Consider the following 13257-nt stretch of genomic DNA (forward strand, 5'->3'; position numbering starts at 1 on the left):
CTCACACCGGCACGGGTGACGCGGGCGAGCCGTTCGGCCCGATCCTGGGGACATGACGACGTCCGCCTCCGTCACCCGGGACGACCTCCCGGTGACGGTGTCCTTCACGCGCCGCGCCGACCGGGCGCACACCCGCGAGATGACGGCGTGGATCCGCGCCGGCCTCAGCATGGGGGAAAGCTTCCCCGGCTTCCTCGGGGGCGGCTGGGTCCGCTCCCGACGCGACGCCGACGAGTGGCACATGCTCGCCCGCTTCGCCGACCAGCCGACGCTCGCCGCCTGGGAGGCCTCGGCCGAGCGGCAGTGGTGGCTGCGCTCGGCCCAGGGACTGGCGGAGATCACGCGCACCGAGCGTCGCACCGGCATCGAGGGCTGGTTCGACTCACCTTTGAGCGAGGAGGTGAACGCGCTGCCGGCCGCCGCAGCACCGCCGCGGTGGAAGCAGGCGGTGACGATCTGGCTGGTCTTCTTCCCGGTGAACCTGCTGGCGACCGTGACGCTCGGTGCGGCGCTCGACGACCTCCACGTGGTGCTGCGGGTCCTCGTCGTCCCCGCGGTGCTGACGCCGCTCATGACGTACCTGCTGCTGCCGTGGATCACCGCACGGCTGCAGTGGTGGCTGCAGGGCGGCCGCCGGCGCGACCGGTAGGCGGTGCCGGGCCCGGCCGGCACCGCTGTCCACCTAGTTCCCTGGCTTGACCGCCTTGCCGCGCTCCTGCTCTGCCTCGTCGGCCTCGTAGACGCCCGGCACGGCGGTGGCCCTCCCGTCGTCGCCGGGCGTGACCGGCTTGTCGATGAGGTTGTCGGGGCCGGGGGAGGGGGTGCCGCCGGGCTCGTGCTTCTCGTCGGTGTCGGGGCGCTGGTCGGTCATGTGTCCTCCTGGCAGACGGATCTCCTCGACAGCCGCTACCCGCGAGCTGCGGGTGGAACCGGCGGATCCGATCACAGCTGCTGGGTGAGGTTCACCGCGTTGCCGTCGGGATCGGTGACGTGCGCGACCCGCTGCCCCCACGGCATGTCGTTCGATCCGGACGGCGCGGTGCCGCCCAGCGCGGCGACGCGGAGGAGTGCACCGTCGACGTCGGGCACCTCGATGCTCAGCAGCACCCGCCCCGGCGTGCCGGTGCCTGCGTCCGCGTCGGCCGTGAGGCCCAGCTCGGAGTTCCCCACCCGCAGGCCCAGGTAGAACAGCGGGCCGTCCTCGGGGAAGCGGTCGGTCTCCGCCGCGTCGAGCAGGCCGACGTAGAAGGCGCGCAGGCGCTCGAGGTCCGGCGTGACGAGGATCGGGCGCACGGTGGGGGGCATGCATCCTCCAGGTGGAGGTCGATGGGCCGGCTGCAGGATGGACCGCCGGAGTCGCGGGAACTGAGCGGTCAGCCCTCGCGCGTGAGCAGCCAGCGGGCGAAGGTGGCGTCCTCGTACAGCTCCGTGCGCCAGCGGACCGACAGCCGGAAGGTTCCTGGCGGCACGACGAGCAAGGGGCTGGCGTCGGTCGCCGCGTCGTCGGCGAGCACATCGGAGTCCGGCATCGGGCCGGGGGACTCCGGCAGCAGAAAGGCGCCGTCCTCACCGGTGCCGTCCAGCGCCGCGCTGATGAACGCCAGCCGGCCGCTGGGCACGTCGACGACGTCACCGGGCTGGTCGTCGGCCGTCGGGAAGGCCAGCGCGGCGTCGAGGGTGCCCCGGTAGTCGCCCGCGTTCACCTGGACGACGGCGATGCTGCCGTCGTCGGCCCGGAACACTTCCAGCCAGCCCTCGTCGCCGACCTCCGGGTCGGTGAGGACCAGGGCCGCGGTGCCGGCACCTACCGGGATGCCGGTGAGCTGGTAGTCCAGCTGGGGCGCCAGCGCCTCGTACGCCTGGTCGCTGAGCCCGCGCCACGCGGGGAGCAGCGTGTCGTCGAGGGCGAGGAACGGTTCACCGTTGGTCCAGCAGCGGCCGACGTGGGTCCAGGAGCGGGGCATGGTCCGATCATCGCCCCTGCGGGGTCAGCCGGGGTCGGCGGCGACGATCTCCTGCAGCGCCCGGACGTGGCCCCGGTAGGCGCGGTCGCCGTCGGCGGTCAGGGCCAGCCAGAGCCGGCTGCGCGAATCGCGGACCCCTTTTTCCTGTGTGACGTAACCGGCGTCGGCGAGCTGGGCCAGGTGCTTGCTGAGCGCCGACTTCGAGATGTCCAACTTCTCCTGCAGCGCACCGAACTCGACCTTCTGGGCGGCGCTGAGCATCGCGCAGATCCGCAGCCGGTGCGGAGCGTGGATGACCTCGTCGAAGGAGGCGTGCCTCAGCGGCCGTGCCCGTGCTCCCGGACGTAGCGGAAGCCGGTGACGAGGACGGCGCCGCCGGTGACCGCGGCGCCGGGGAACCAGATCCACCAGGCGTCGGTCGTCCCGTCGACGAGCCAGCACACCGCGAAGGTCCCCAGGACGACGGCCAGGTACGGGCCCATGTCCGTCAGCTTCACCGACGCTCCGGTGACTCCCTCGGGGTTGAACCAGTACCGGGAGGCGAGCAGGCCGCTGATCACGACCAGGGGCAGCACCACGATGCCGGCGGTCTTCGGCGGCAGCAGCTGCGCCAGGGTCACCCCGCCGACGACCGCGGCCATCACGACGAAGAACCACCGGGGACTAGGGCAGGGTTTCCTGCACGGCAACTAGCGGCGCTGATGGCGTGCTGTCTCCGGCTGGCCGACGGTTTGACCAGGTCCGACTTGGTCAGGACGATGCGCCCGTGACGAGGACCGTGAACGCGCGCGAGGCCAAGACCCACCTGTCCCGGCTGCTGGAAGCGGTCGAGGCGGGGGAGGACGTCGTCATTGCTCGCGCCGGCAAGCCGGTCGCCCGGCTCGTCGCCGTCGGCGTCCGCACCGAACGGCGCGTACCCGGCTCCTTGCGGGGGCGGATCCGGATCGCCGACGACTTCGACGAGCCCCCGGAGGCCGTGCTCGCCGCCTTTCGCGGCGACGGGGCCGCGTGACCCTGCTGCTGGACACTCACGTCCTGCTGTGGTGGCTGCCCGACGACCCGCGACTCGCCGCCACCATGCACGAGGCGATCGCGGACCCGGGGGCCTCCGTAGCAGTGTCGGCCGTCTCGGCGTGGGAGATCGCGATCAAGTCGGCGCTGGGCAAGCTGGAGCTGCCAGACGGGCTGGCCGACGAGCTGCACCGCCAGGGCTTCGACGAGCTGCCCATCACCGTCGAGGACGGACTGGCCGCCGGTGCGCTGCCGCGTCACCACGACGACCCTTTCGATCGGATGCTCATCGCTCAGGCGGGGCGCCGCCGGCTGGTCGTGGTCACTGCGGATCGGCGCTTCACGGACTACGGCGCCCAGATGCTCGAATAGCAGTGGCCCCGCCGGTTAGTTGACATAACGTCGATTATCGGCGCTGAGTCCACGTGGGCCAGAAGGGGTTGACGATCATGAAACGTTCCCCGACATCCGCGGCGGTTCGTGCGCATTCGGCCGGCCGTGTCCGTGTGTGCCCGTGGACTGTTCGCACCTGCAGCCACGGCGTCCCGCCTGCGCCGTCACTGCGGCCCCGCGTCCGCTGGTACCCGGGATCGTCGGTGGTCGCCGGGCCGGCTCATCGGTACCCGAACCCCGCCCGCGACTCGCGCGATGTTGATCTTCGCCGAGTCGATCATGATCCCCCTGTCATGATCATCTGGTCCGACCATCCGCCGATCGGGCGCTTCCGAGCTCCGGAAACCGCCGGGCGGGCCACTGCCCCGACCCCGCGACACCACCCGTAATACGTCACAGTGACGCAATCAATGTGGTGTCCGTCGTTCGACGGGCGGCCGACGGTCGGCGTTCGTAGGGTCGATGCATGAGAATCCGACGACCGTTCGCCGCACTGATGACTTCGCTGGCACTGTTCGGCGGAGCCGCCACGCTGACCGCCTGCGGCGACCCGGCCGGGCAGGACCGCAACGACGGATCGACCGACGAGACGGTCCAGACGGTCGACCCGGAGGACGCCGACCGCGAGAACTTCCCGGATGTCAGCGACCCGGAGACCGAGCAGAATCTCGACGAGGACACCCAGGACCCGGACTGACCTGGCAGCTCAGCTGGAGCGCTCGGTGACCCACAGCCGGTCCAGCCGGCCCGTCGAATGGACGAGGTCGGCCAGCGAGCGCTCCAGCTCGGCCTTCGTCGGCCGCTCCTGGAGCAGGGTCTGCACGTCCTCGAGGGCGCAGCGCAGCTGGAACAGCCGGTCCTGCAACCCGTCGAGCTCGGCCTGCGACACCAGGACGACGTCGCCGGGCAGGCCGGCCTTGGCCGTCGCCGCGCGCTGCTCGTAGGCACGCTGGCGGCAGGCCTGACCGCAGTAGAGCCGCGGGCGCCCCACCGAGCCCTGCTGGGGCAGCACCCGCCGGCACCAGCCGCACCGCCGCTGCTCGCCGCTCCCCCGGCTGGGGAGGGGCGCGACGGGAACGGAGGCCGTACTACCGGACGCGTGCTGCTGTGCCACGTCTGCGCACGGTAGACGCCACCACCGACAGCTTCGGGTGACACGCCAGGACGGCGCACGGAAGGGCTCCGATGGACGACCACGCCACCGAGGACCTCTCCCCGGTCTTCGACGCGTTCAGCGAGGAAGGGCTGCGGGCGGCCGGCAGCCTGAAGTGGACCCGGTACGGCCCCGCGCTGGGTGCGTTCGTGGCCGAGATGGACTTCGGGACGGCGCCGGCGGTGACGCGGACCCTGGCCGCCGCCGTCGAGGCCGGGCGGTTCGGCTACCTGACCCCGGAGGCCGCCGCGGATATGGCCCGGGCCTGCGCCCGGTGGCAGGCGGACCGCTACGGGTGGACGGTGCCCGCCGAATGGATCACCCCGTTGCCCGACGTGCTGGCCGGCCTCCAGGCGGCGATCGAGCACTTCACCCCGCCCGGCAGCCCGGTCGTCCTGCCCACCCCCGCCTACATGCCGTTCCTGCGGGTGCCCGGGCTCCTCGGGCGGGAGATCCTCGAGGTGCCGATGGTGCACCGCGACGGCCGGGCGACCTACGACCTGGACGGGATCGCCCGGGCGCTGGCGGCCGGCGGCCGCCTGGTCGTGCACTGCAACCCGCACAACCCGCTGGGCCGGGTGTTCTCGGCCGAGGAGCAGTTGGCGCTCGCCGACGTCGTCGAGGGCGCCGGGGCGCGGGTGTTCTCCGACGAGATCCACGCGCCCCTGGTGCTGCCCGGCGCCGTCCACCGGCCGTACGCCTCGCTCTCGTCCGTCACGGCCGGGCACACCGTCACCGCGACGTCGGCGTCGAAGGCCTGGAACCTGCCGGGCCTCAAGGCCGCGCAGCTGATCCTGACCAGCAAGGCCGACGCGGACCACTGGTCCCGGGTGGGCTTCCTCGCCGGGCACGGCGCCTCGACGCCCGGGGTGCTGGCGGCCACCGCTGCCTACGACGACGGCCGCGGATGGCTCGACTCGGTCCTCGGCTACCTCGACGGGAACCGGCGGCTGCTGGCGGACCTGCTGGCCGAGCGCGCGCCTGGCATCCGCTTCGCTCCGCCGGAGGGGACCTACCTGGCCTGGCTGGACTGCCGAGAGCTGGGTCTGCCCGGCCCGGCGGGCGAGTTCTTCCTCGAGCACGCCGGCGTCGCGCTGGTCGAGGGGACCGAGTGCGGCGCCCCCGGAGCCGGCCACGTGCGGCTGAACTTCGCGACGCCCCGCCCGGTGCTGACCGCGCTGGTCGAGCGCATGGCCGACGCCCTCCCCAGCCCGGACGGGGCCCCGCACGGGTCCACGGGGCTGCCACTAGCGTGAACGCGTGCCTGCCGCGCGGTTCGCCTTCCTCGACGCGCCGACGCCGTTGGCCATGGCCCACCGGGGCGGTGCCATCGAGCACCTGGAGAACACCATGCCGGCCTTCCAGGCCTGCGTGGATCTGGGCTACCGCTACCTCGAGACCGACGTCCAGGTCACCGCCGACGGCGTGCTCGTCGCCTTCCACGATCCCACCCTCGAGCGGGTCACCGACGGAACCGGGCGGATCGACGGGCTCACGTGGGCGCAGGTGTCCGAGGCCCGCATCGGCGGGCGGGAGCCGGTCGTGCGCCTGGAGGACCTGCTGGCCTCCTGGCCCGACGTCCGGTTCAACCTCGACATCAAGGCGGCCGGCGTGCTGGCTCCGCTCGTGCGCCTCACCCGGCGCATGGCGGTGACCGACCGGATCTGCCTGGGCTCGTTCTCCGACGCCCGGATCGCGGCCGCCCGGCGGCTCTTCGGCCCGACGGTCTGCACCTCGCTGGGGCCGCGCGGGGTCGCCGCGCTGCGGCTGTCGTCCTACTCGCCCCGGGCGGCCGGGCTGGTGCGCATCTCGGCCGGCTGCGCCCAGGTTCCGCTCCAGCTCGGCGGCCGCGCCCTGGTGGACGAGCGGTTCCTGGCGGCCGCGCACGCCCGTGGGCTGCAGGTGCACGTGTGGACCGTCGACGACCCCGCCGAGGCTGAGGCGATGCTCGACCTGGGCGTCGACGGGATCATGACCGACCGGCCGGCCATGCTGCGCGAGGTGCTGGAGAAGCGCGGCCAGTGGGCGCCGCGGTGAGCCGGCTGCGCGACTGGCGGCCGCGCACCCCTCCCCTGCCGGAGGACCTCGCGCAGCTCGTGCGACCCGGCGACCCCGAGTGGTTCGCCCGGGAGCTGGCGATCGCCATGGCGCCGCCGTGGTGGTTGTGGCGGTTCGTGCTGCGCCGGTTCTCCTGGCTGGTGAGCATCTTCGGCCGGGTGGAGGTCACCGGGACCATTCCCGAGGAGCTGCGCCGCGGCCCGCTGCTGCTGGCCGCCAACCACATCGGTGACTTCGATCCCTTCGTCATCGCCGTCGCCCTGCACCGGCTGGGCGTCACCCCCCGGATCATGGCGACCGGCGGGATCATCGCCGCGCCGGTCGCCGGCCCCCTCCTCGAGCGGACCGGCGCCATCCGCGTCGAGCGCGGTACCGAGCTGGCGCGGCACGCCGTCCGGGTGACCGAGGTGGCCCTCGTGCACGGCGGTCACGTCGTCGCCTATCCCGAGGGCCGGGTGGGTCTGGCACCGGACCTCTGGCCGGAGCGCGGGCGCACCGGCATGGCCCGGCTCGCCCTGGGCCTGCGGGTCCCGGTCATCCCGGTCAGCCAGTGGGGAGCCCACGAGGTGCTGCAGTACGGGAACGACCGGGGCAAGCTGCGCACCGCCGCGCGGGCGGTGCTGCGCCGTCCGGCGCTGCGGGTCCACGTCGGCCCGCCGGTGGTCTTCGACGACCTGCAGATGGGCCGGGTCGGCGACGCCAACCGGGCCCGCACCCGGATCGCCGCGGCGCTCACCCGCGGGCTGCACCCGCTGCGCGCCGGGGAGCTCGACGCCCCGGCCTTCGTCGATCCGACGCGCCCGACGACCGCCGTCGCCGCCTTCCCCGGCGGCATCGTGCCGGAGGACATCCCGTGACCGGACGGTGCCGGTGCTGGACCGGCCGCGGTCGGACTGGAAATCTGCCGCGGTGACCACCGCCCCGTCCACGGCCGGCCCGGCCGTACCGCCCGCCGACCGTGCCCTGACGCGCGAGCGGTTCGGCTGGTACTCCTACGACTGGGCGATGTCGGTCTTCAACACCTCGGTGACGACCGTCTTCCTCGGCCCCTACCTGACCGCGATCGCGCGGGACGCCGCCGGCCCGGACGAGCGGCTGTCGTTCCTCGGCCTGTCGATCGCGGCCGGCAGCTGGTTCTCCTACGTGCTGTCGGCGTCGGTGGTCCTGCAGGTGCTCGTGTTGCCGCTGACCGGCGCGGTGGCCGACCGCACCGGCCGGAAGCGGGAGATGCTCGCCGGCTTCGCCGCCGTCGGGGCGCTGGCCACGACCGCGCTGTTCTTCGCCGGGGACGGCCGGTGGTTGCTGGCCGCCGTCCTGTTCGTCGTGGCCAACATCGCCTTCGGGGCCGCGACCGTCGTCTACTACTCCTGGCTGCCGGACCTGGCCGGGCCGGACGAGCGCGACATGGTGTCCAGCCGGGGCTGGGCGTTCGGCTACGTCGGCGGGGCCCTGCTGCTCGCCGTCCATCTCGGGCTCGTGGTCGCCGCCGAGGACCTCGGGCTGACCACCGGTGAGGCGGTGCGGATCTGCCTGGCCACCGCCGGCCTGTGGTGGGGTGCCTTCACCCTGTTCTCGGTGTCCCGGCTGCGCAACCGCCCGGTCACGGCCTCGGCGGCACGGTCCGGCAGCAGTTTCCGGCAGCTGGCCACCACGTTCCGCGAGATGCGGGCCTTCCCGCTGACCCTGTGGTTCCTCGGGGCCTACCTGCTGTTCAACGACGGCGTGCAGACCGTCATCTCGCTGTCGGCCGTCTACGCCACCGAGGAGCTGGACCTGGCCCAGGACGTGCTCACCGGCGCGATCCTGATGGTCCAGGTGGTGGCGATCTTCGGTGCTCTCGGGCTCGGCCGGCTGGCCGGTCGCTACGGGGCCAGGCGGGTGGTCCTGGGGGCCTTGCTGGCCTGGATCGGCGTGCTCCTCGCCGCGTTCTTCCTGCAGACCGGGGCGGTGGCGCAGTTCTACGCCCTCGCCGCCGTCATCGGTCTGGTGCAGGGCGGCACCCAGGCGCTCTCCCGGTCGCTGTTCAGCCAGCTCATCCCGGTGGGCAAGGAGGCCGAGTACTTCGGCTTCTACGAGATCAGCGACCGCGGCACCAGCTGGCTCGGCCCGCTGGCCTTCGGCCTGACCTACCAGCTGACCGGTTCCTACCGGCTGGCGATCGCCAGCCTGGTGGTCTTCTTCGTGGGCGGGTTCATCGCCCTGGCGACCCTGCCGATCCGGCGCGCGGTGCTGGCCGCCGGGAACACCCCTCCGGAGCGCCTGTGAGCCCCGGCGGCGGCCGGCCGGGTCCGGACGACGGCCACTCCCCCGTCCTGCCCGTGCCCTCGGCCGTGCCGGCCTCCGGCGACCGGCGGCGGCACCCCGCGCCGGCGCACCTGCGGTTCTTCCACGGCCCCATGGACTGCGGGAAGTCCACCCTCGCCCTGCAGGTCGACCACAACCACAGCCGGCAGGGCCGGCACGGCATGCTGGTGATCCAGGGCGACCGGTCGGCGGCCCCGCAGATCAGCTCCCGCGCGGGGCTGTGCCGGGCGGCGGTCGAGATCGACGGCGACACCGACCTGCGGCTGCTCGTCCGCGACCGGTGGGCCGCCGGGCACCGGGTGGACTACCTGATCGTCGACGAGGCGCAGTTCCTCTCCCCCGCGCAGGTCGACCAGCTCGCCGAGCTCGCCGACGAGTCGCACGTCGACGTCTACGCATTCGGGCTCACCACCGACTTCCGGGCGCGGCTGTTCCCGGGCACCGCGCGGCTGCTGGAGGTGGCCGACGACGTCCAGCGCATCCAGGTCGAGGTGCTGTGCTGGTGCGGGCTGCCCGGGCTGCTCAACGCCCGCATCGTCGACGGCGTCATGGTGCGCTCCGGCGAGACCGTCGTCGTCGCGGACACCGCTCCTCCGGAGCTGCCCGGGGAGGCGGCCGGCTCCTCCCCCGCGGTCCGGTACCAGGTGCTGTGCCGGCGGCACCACGTGCGCGGCGAACTGGGCCCCACGGCGGCCGGGCCGGGGCAGCTGGCCCTCTCCTGAGGGGCTCTCCTCACCCCTGTGAGGGGGCGGCGGGGCGCAGGATCCCACCCCATGCGATGATGAGCAGCCGATTCGGCGGAATCTCTCCGCCTTTTCCGTCGTTCATCTCTCTGACTCCCCGTTGACTGGGTACTGCCCGGGCACCGGACGTCGAGTCCCGACCGACACGAGCACGAGAGGACGGTGTGCCATGGGCGAGCGTTCCCTGCGCGGCAGCCGACTGGGCAGCGTCAGCTACGAGACCGAGCGGAACACCGCGCCGATCGAGCGGCAGTACGCCGAGTACCGGTGCCCGTCGGGCCACCTGTTCACGGTGCCCTTCGCCGACGACGCCGAGCTCCCCGACACCTGGGAGTGCAAGTTCGACGGCGCCGCCGCGAAGCTGGTCGGTGGATCCGAGCCGACTCCCAAGAAGGTGAAGCCCCCGCGGACCCACTGGGACATGCTGCTCGAGCGCCGCAGCGTCGAGGACCTCGAGGAGGTCCTGGCCGAGCGCCTCGAGGTGCTCCGCGGCCGGCGGACCCGCGCCAGCTGACCTCAGCACGACACGGAACGGCCCCGGTGGAGCGATCCACCGGGGCCGTTCCGCGTCCGGGCGAGCCCGCGACGGCCTCCCGGGCGAAGCGGCCGGATCAGCCGCGGTTCTCGGGACCGCGGAGGACCTCGCCCTCGATGACCAGCGGCTCGCCGGCGTCCTGCGGCTCGACCGGTGCGGCCCGGGTGCTGCCGACGCGCACCGGACCACGCATCCGGTCCGGCAGCCGGGCGAGCACCACCCGCGCCAGCGCCCGGCGCACCAGACCCCGGGTCCCGGGCAGCAGGCACAGCAGCCCGAGCAGGTCGCCGAGGAACCCCGGCAGCACCATGAGCAGCCCGCCGACGGCGACGAGCCCGGCGTCACCGAGCTCGCGCCCCGCGCTCGTGCGTGACCGGGCCCGCTCGCGCAGGTCCTCCAGCGCCCGCCGGCCCTGCCGGGCCAGCAGCACCCAGCCCAGCGCGCTGGTGAGGAGGGTCGCCACGATCGTCCAGCCGAGACCGATCCAGGCGGCCACCAGGACGAAGACGACGAGCTCCGCCAGGGCGGTCAGCCCCACCACCACGCGCAGCCGTCGGCGTACCAGGTCAGCCACGACGGTCCCTCCTCCCGGTTGCCCTGCTCCTGCTCCCCCGGCGGAGGCCCCGCCGGACGCGGGTCACCGTCCGGAGTTCCCGGCCGGTCCGGTCACCGGCGGCGGCACGCGGCCCGGCAGCCATTCGGCCAGCCGGTCCTGCACGCCCCACACCGTCACGCGGGCCCACGCCTCCCTAACGATCGAACCGCTCATCTTGCTCCGGCCCAGGGCGCGTTCGGTGAACGTGATGGGCACCTCGGTGATCCGGGCCCCCGACCGCAGCGCCCGCCAGGCCCAGTCCACCTGGAAGCAGTAGCCCTCGCTGGCGACCTCGTCGAAGGGCAGCCGGTCGATCAGCTCGGCGCGGGCGGCCCGGAAGCCGCCGGTGGCGTCCCGCAGCGGGAGCCGCAGCACCCACCGGGTGTACCGGTTCCCCACCCGGGACAGCAGCAGCCGGTGGACCGGCCAGTCCTCCACCCGGCCGCCGTCGACGTACCGGGAGCCCAGCACCAGGTCGGCGTCGGCCAGCGCGGCCAGCAGGTCGGGCAGTTGTTCGGGGGCGTGCGAGCCGTCGGCGTCCATCTCCACCAGCACGTCGTATCCGCGCTCCCGGGCCCAGCCGAACCCGGCGACGTAGGCGCGGCCCAGGCCGGCCTTCTCGGTGCGGTGCAGCACGTGGACGCGGGGATCGGCGATGGCGAGCTTGTCGGCGAGCGCCCCCGTGCCGTCGGGCGAGCCGTCGTCCACGACCAGGGCGTCGGCGTCCGGAACGCTGGCGTGCAGCCGCTCGAGGACCCGCTCCAGGTTCTCGATCTCGTTGTACGTCGGGATGATGACCAGCACCCGCTCGCTCACGCGGCAGCCCTTCCCCGGCGCCGGGTCAGGCCCCAGAGGACCGCGCCCGCGCCCAGCGCGGTCAGCAGCCACTCGGGCGCCGACCCGAGCCGCTGGGCCACCGTGCGGTCGTCGCGCTGGGCGATCTCCTCGACGAACACGTCGGGCTCGAACAGCTGCGAGGACCGGACGACGGTGCCGTCGGGCGCCACGATCGCGGAGATGCCGCTGGTCGCGGCGACGGCGACGGAGCGGCCGAACTCGACCGCACGCACCCGGCTCATCGCCAGCTGCTGGGCGCTCTCGTCGGTGTAGCCGAAGGTGGCGTTGTTGGTCTGGACGACGAGCATGCCCGCGCCCCCGTCGACGACGTCGCGCACCAGACCGTCGTAGACGACCTCGAAGCAGATGAGGTCGCCCAGCCGGATGCCGTCGACGTCGAGCAGGCCCACCTCGTCGCCCGCGGCGAAGTCCCGCCGGACGAGGTCGACCTTCTCGCTGAAGAGGCGGAAGAAGTCGCGCGCCGGCACGTACTCGGCGAACGGCACCGGATGGCGCTTGACGTAGGTGTCGCCCGGGCCGCTCTCCGGGGACCAGACGATGGCGGTGTTGCTGATGAACTCACCGGGCCCCTCGACGACCGCCCCGACGAGCACCGGGGCTCCCACGGCGTCCGCGGCGCGGTCGATCTGCGCGGCGGCGTCGTCGTTGCGGTAGGGGTCGATGTCCGAGCTGTTCTCCGGCCAGAGGACGACGTCGGGTTGGGCGCGCCGTCCGGCGGCGACGTCCTCGGCCAGCAGCAGGGTCTGCTGGACGTGGTTGTCGAGCACCGCGCGGCGCTGGGCGTTGAAGTCCAGGCCGGCGCGCGGCACGTCGCCCTGGATCACCGCGACGGTGGCGGTCGGACCGCCCGCGGTCAGCGACCCACCGGCCAGCGGCAGCCCGGCCAGCCCACCCACCAGCGGCACCGCCAGGACGGCGGCGACCGCCTGCACCGCGTGGCGCTGCGCAGGGCGCCGCTCCCCCGCGGGGCCGGCCGTGGCCCGCCAGGCCCGCGTGAGCGCGAGGACGGCGGCGGCCAGCAGGGTGCCGGCGAGGGCGACGGCGAAGCCGACCAGGGGCACCCCGCCGTACGCGGCCAGCGCGAGCAGCGGGCCGTCGGTCTGCGAGAAGCCCAGCCGGCCCCACGGGAAGCCGCCGAACGGGAAGCGACCGCGGAGGGCCTCGACGGCCACCCACAGCGCAGCGGCCCACAGCGGCCAGAGCGGGAGCCGGGAGACCACCGCGGTGAGGCCACCCAGGAGCGCGATGAACAGGGCCTGGCTGACCGCCAGGGCCAGCCACGGGAACGAACCGACGTAGACGCCGGTCCACGACAGCAGGGGCACGAAGAACGCCAGCCCGGTGACCAGGCCGAGCCACAGGCCGACGCGCACGCCGCACCCCCGGACGGCCAGCACCAGGGCAGCGGGCCCGCCGACGGCCAGGGCGGTCAGGTCGGGGCCGGGAAAGGCGAGGAACATCGCCAGACCGCCGGCCGCGGCCAGCAGCGTGCGCCACGGGAGGCGGGACCGGCCGGGAGGGTCCGACGGCACGGCCGGCTCGCCGGGTGCCTCCGGGCCGGCCGGGCGCGGGAGCGTTCCCGTCACCGGCCCGCTATCGCCTGCGGGCACGCAGCGCCTCCCCGGGTGCAGCCGCCCGACGGG

General features: G+C 73.9%; 19 protein-coding genes. 10 read left to right on the forward strand and 9 right to left on the reverse strand.

Annotation, left to right across the window (positions count from 1 at the left end; genetic code table 11):
• The first annotated feature begins 52 nt into the window (after positions 1-52).
• A complete protein-coding gene (locus ACI790_RS13615) occupies positions 53-649 on the forward strand; it encodes an antibiotic biosynthesis monooxygenase (protein ID WP_456570308.1) in 597 nt (198 codons plus the stop codon).
• A 33-nt stretch (positions 650-682) separates the two neighbouring features.
• Here the strand turns inward: ACI790_RS13615 and ACI790_RS13620 are convergent, their stop codons facing one another.
• From ACI790_RS13620 to ACI790_RS13640, 5 genes are all read right to left on the reverse strand, one after another.
• Positions 683-871, reverse strand: a complete 189-nt coding sequence (locus ACI790_RS13620; protein ID WP_456570309.1) for a hypothetical protein — start codon at positions 869-871, stop codon at positions 683-685.
• A 71-nt stretch (positions 872-942) separates the two neighbouring features.
• Entirely contained in the window at positions 943-1305 is a 363-nt protein-coding gene (locus ACI790_RS13625) for a VOC family protein (RefSeq protein ID WP_456570310.1), read from the reverse strand.
• Between the two features lie 68 nt (positions 1306-1373).
• Entirely contained in the window at positions 1374-1964 is a 591-nt protein-coding gene (locus ACI790_RS13630; RefSeq protein WP_456570311.1) for a hypothetical protein, read from the reverse strand.
• 24 nt (positions 1965-1988) lie between these two features.
• Entirely contained in the window at positions 1989-2372 is a 384-nt protein-coding gene (locus tag ACI790_RS13635) for a transcriptional regulator (RefSeq protein WP_456570312.1), read from the reverse strand.
• Positions 2282-2605: a hypothetical protein gene (locus tag ACI790_RS13640; protein ID WP_456570313.1), complete on the reverse strand. Its 324-nt coding sequence runs from the start codon at positions 2603-2605 to the stop codon at positions 2282-2284. The genes ACI790_RS13635 and ACI790_RS13640 overlap by 91 nt, the downstream gene beginning before the upstream one ends.
• A 125-nt stretch (positions 2606-2730) precedes the next feature.
• On the opposite strand from ACI790_RS13640, the gene ACI790_RS13645 reads away from it, so the two are divergent.
• From ACI790_RS13645 to ACI790_RS13655, 3 genes are all read left to right on the forward strand, one after another.
• Positions 2731-2976: a type II toxin-antitoxin system Phd/YefM family antitoxin gene (locus ACI790_RS13645; protein ID WP_456570314.1), complete on the forward strand. Its 246-nt coding sequence runs from the start codon at positions 2731-2733 to the stop codon at positions 2974-2976.
• Complete coding sequence (locus ACI790_RS13650; RefSeq protein ID WP_456570315.1) at positions 2973-3347, forward strand: type II toxin-antitoxin system VapC family toxin; 375 nt, start codon at positions 2973-2975, stop codon at positions 3345-3347. Before ACI790_RS13645 ends, ACI790_RS13650 begins: the two co-directional genes overlap by 4 nt.
• 487 nt (positions 3348-3834) lie before the next feature.
• Positions 3835-4065: a hypothetical protein gene (locus ACI790_RS13655; protein ID WP_456570316.1), complete on the forward strand. Its 231-nt coding sequence runs from the start codon at positions 3835-3837 to the stop codon at positions 4063-4065.
• A 9-nt stretch (positions 4066-4074) separates the two neighbouring features.
• Here ACI790_RS13655 and ACI790_RS13660 read toward each other — a convergent pair whose 3' ends face one another.
• Positions 4075-4482 (reverse strand): hypothetical protein, encoded by a 408-nt coding sequence (locus ACI790_RS13660; RefSeq protein WP_456570317.1) that lies wholly within the window; start codon positions 4480-4482, stop codon positions 4075-4077.
• 71 nt (positions 4483-4553) lie between these two features.
• Between ACI790_RS13660 and ACI790_RS13665 the strand changes: the two genes are divergently transcribed.
• From ACI790_RS13665 to ACI790_RS13690, 6 genes are all read left to right on the forward strand, one after another.
• Entirely contained in the window at positions 4554-5777 is a 1224-nt protein-coding gene (locus tag ACI790_RS13665; RefSeq protein ID WP_456570318.1) for a MalY/PatB family protein, read from the forward strand.
• 4 nt (positions 5778-5781) lie between these two features.
• A complete protein-coding gene (locus tag ACI790_RS13670) occupies positions 5782-6558 on the forward strand; it encodes a glycerophosphodiester phosphodiesterase (protein WP_456570319.1) in 777 nt (258 codons plus the stop codon).
• Positions 6543-7436 carry a lysophospholipid acyltransferase family protein gene (locus ACI790_RS13675; protein WP_456570320.1) on the forward strand — a complete coding sequence of 298 codons (894 nt, stop codon included), beginning with the start codon at positions 6543-6545 and terminating at the stop codon, positions 7434-7436. The genes ACI790_RS13670 and ACI790_RS13675 overlap by 16 nt, the downstream gene beginning before the upstream one ends.
• Before the next feature lie 52 nt (positions 7437-7488).
• Positions 7489-8844: an MFS transporter gene (locus tag ACI790_RS13680; protein ID WP_456570321.1), complete on the forward strand. Its 1356-nt coding sequence runs from the start codon at positions 7489-7491 to the stop codon at positions 8842-8844.
• Positions 8841-9605 (forward strand): thymidine kinase, encoded by a 765-nt coding sequence (locus ACI790_RS13685; RefSeq protein WP_456570322.1) that lies wholly within the window; start codon positions 8841-8843, stop codon positions 9603-9605. The genes ACI790_RS13680 and ACI790_RS13685 overlap by 4 nt, the downstream gene beginning before the upstream one ends.
• 190 nt (positions 9606-9795) lie before the next feature.
• On the forward strand, positions 9796-10140 hold the full coding sequence (locus ACI790_RS13690; RefSeq protein ID WP_456570323.1) for an RNA polymerase-binding protein RbpA: 345 nt from the start codon (positions 9796-9798) through the stop codon (positions 10138-10140).
• Positions 10141-10237: 97 nt separating this feature from the next.
• Here ACI790_RS13690 and ACI790_RS13695 read toward each other — a convergent pair whose 3' ends face one another.
• The 3 genes from ACI790_RS13695 to lnt all read right to left on the reverse strand — a co-directional run bounded on the left by ACI790_RS13695 (position 10238) and on the right by lnt (position 13146).
• Positions 10238-10735 (reverse strand): FxsA family protein, encoded by a 498-nt coding sequence (locus tag ACI790_RS13695; protein ID WP_456570324.1) that lies wholly within the window; start codon positions 10733-10735, stop codon positions 10238-10240.
• A gap of 63 nt (positions 10736-10798) precedes the next feature.
• Positions 10799-11572, reverse strand: coding sequence for a polyprenol monophosphomannose synthase (locus ACI790_RS13700; RefSeq protein ID WP_456570325.1), 774 nt, complete (start codon positions 11570-11572; stop codon positions 10799-10801).
• Complete coding sequence (gene lnt / locus ACI790_RS13705; protein ID WP_456570326.1) at positions 11569-13146, reverse strand: apolipoprotein N-acyltransferase; 1578 nt, start codon at positions 13144-13146, stop codon at positions 11569-11571. The genes ACI790_RS13700 and lnt overlap by 4 nt, the downstream gene beginning before the upstream one ends.
• Positions 13147-13257: the final 111 nt, after the last annotated feature.

Source organism: Blastococcus sp. SYSU DS0539, from assembly GCF_054050855.1.

Excerpts from the sequence above, each read along its gene's own strand:
- ACI790_RS13615 (WP_456570308.1), top strand. The coding sequence starts at position 53 with ATGACGACGTCCGCCTCCGTCACCCGGGACGACCTCCCGGTGACGGTG.
- ACI790_RS13620 (WP_456570309.1), bottom strand. The coding sequence starts at position 871 with ATGACCGACCAGCGCCCCGACACCGACGAGAAGCACGAGCCCGGCGGC.
- ACI790_RS13625 (WP_456570310.1), bottom strand. The coding sequence starts at position 1,305 with ATGCCCCCCACCGTGCGCCCGATCCTCGTCACGCCGGACCTCGAGCGC.
- ACI790_RS13630 (WP_456570311.1), bottom strand. The coding sequence starts at position 1,964 with ATGCCCCGCTCCTGGACCCACGTCGGCCGCTGCTGGACCAACGGTGAA.
- ACI790_RS13640 (WP_456570313.1), bottom strand. The coding sequence starts at position 2,605 with ATGGCCGCGGTCGTCGGCGGGGTGACCCTGGCGCAGCTGCTGCCGCCG.
- ACI790_RS13655 (WP_456570316.1), top strand. The coding sequence starts at position 3,835 with ATGAGAATCCGACGACCGTTCGCCGCACTGATGACTTCGCTGGCACTG.
- ACI790_RS13665 (WP_456570318.1), top strand. The coding sequence starts at position 4,554 with ATGGACGACCACGCCACCGAGGACCTCTCCCCGGTCTTCGACGCGTTC.
- ACI790_RS13690 (WP_456570323.1), top strand. The coding sequence starts at position 9,796 with ATGGGCGAGCGTTCCCTGCGCGGCAGCCGACTGGGCAGCGTCAGCTAC.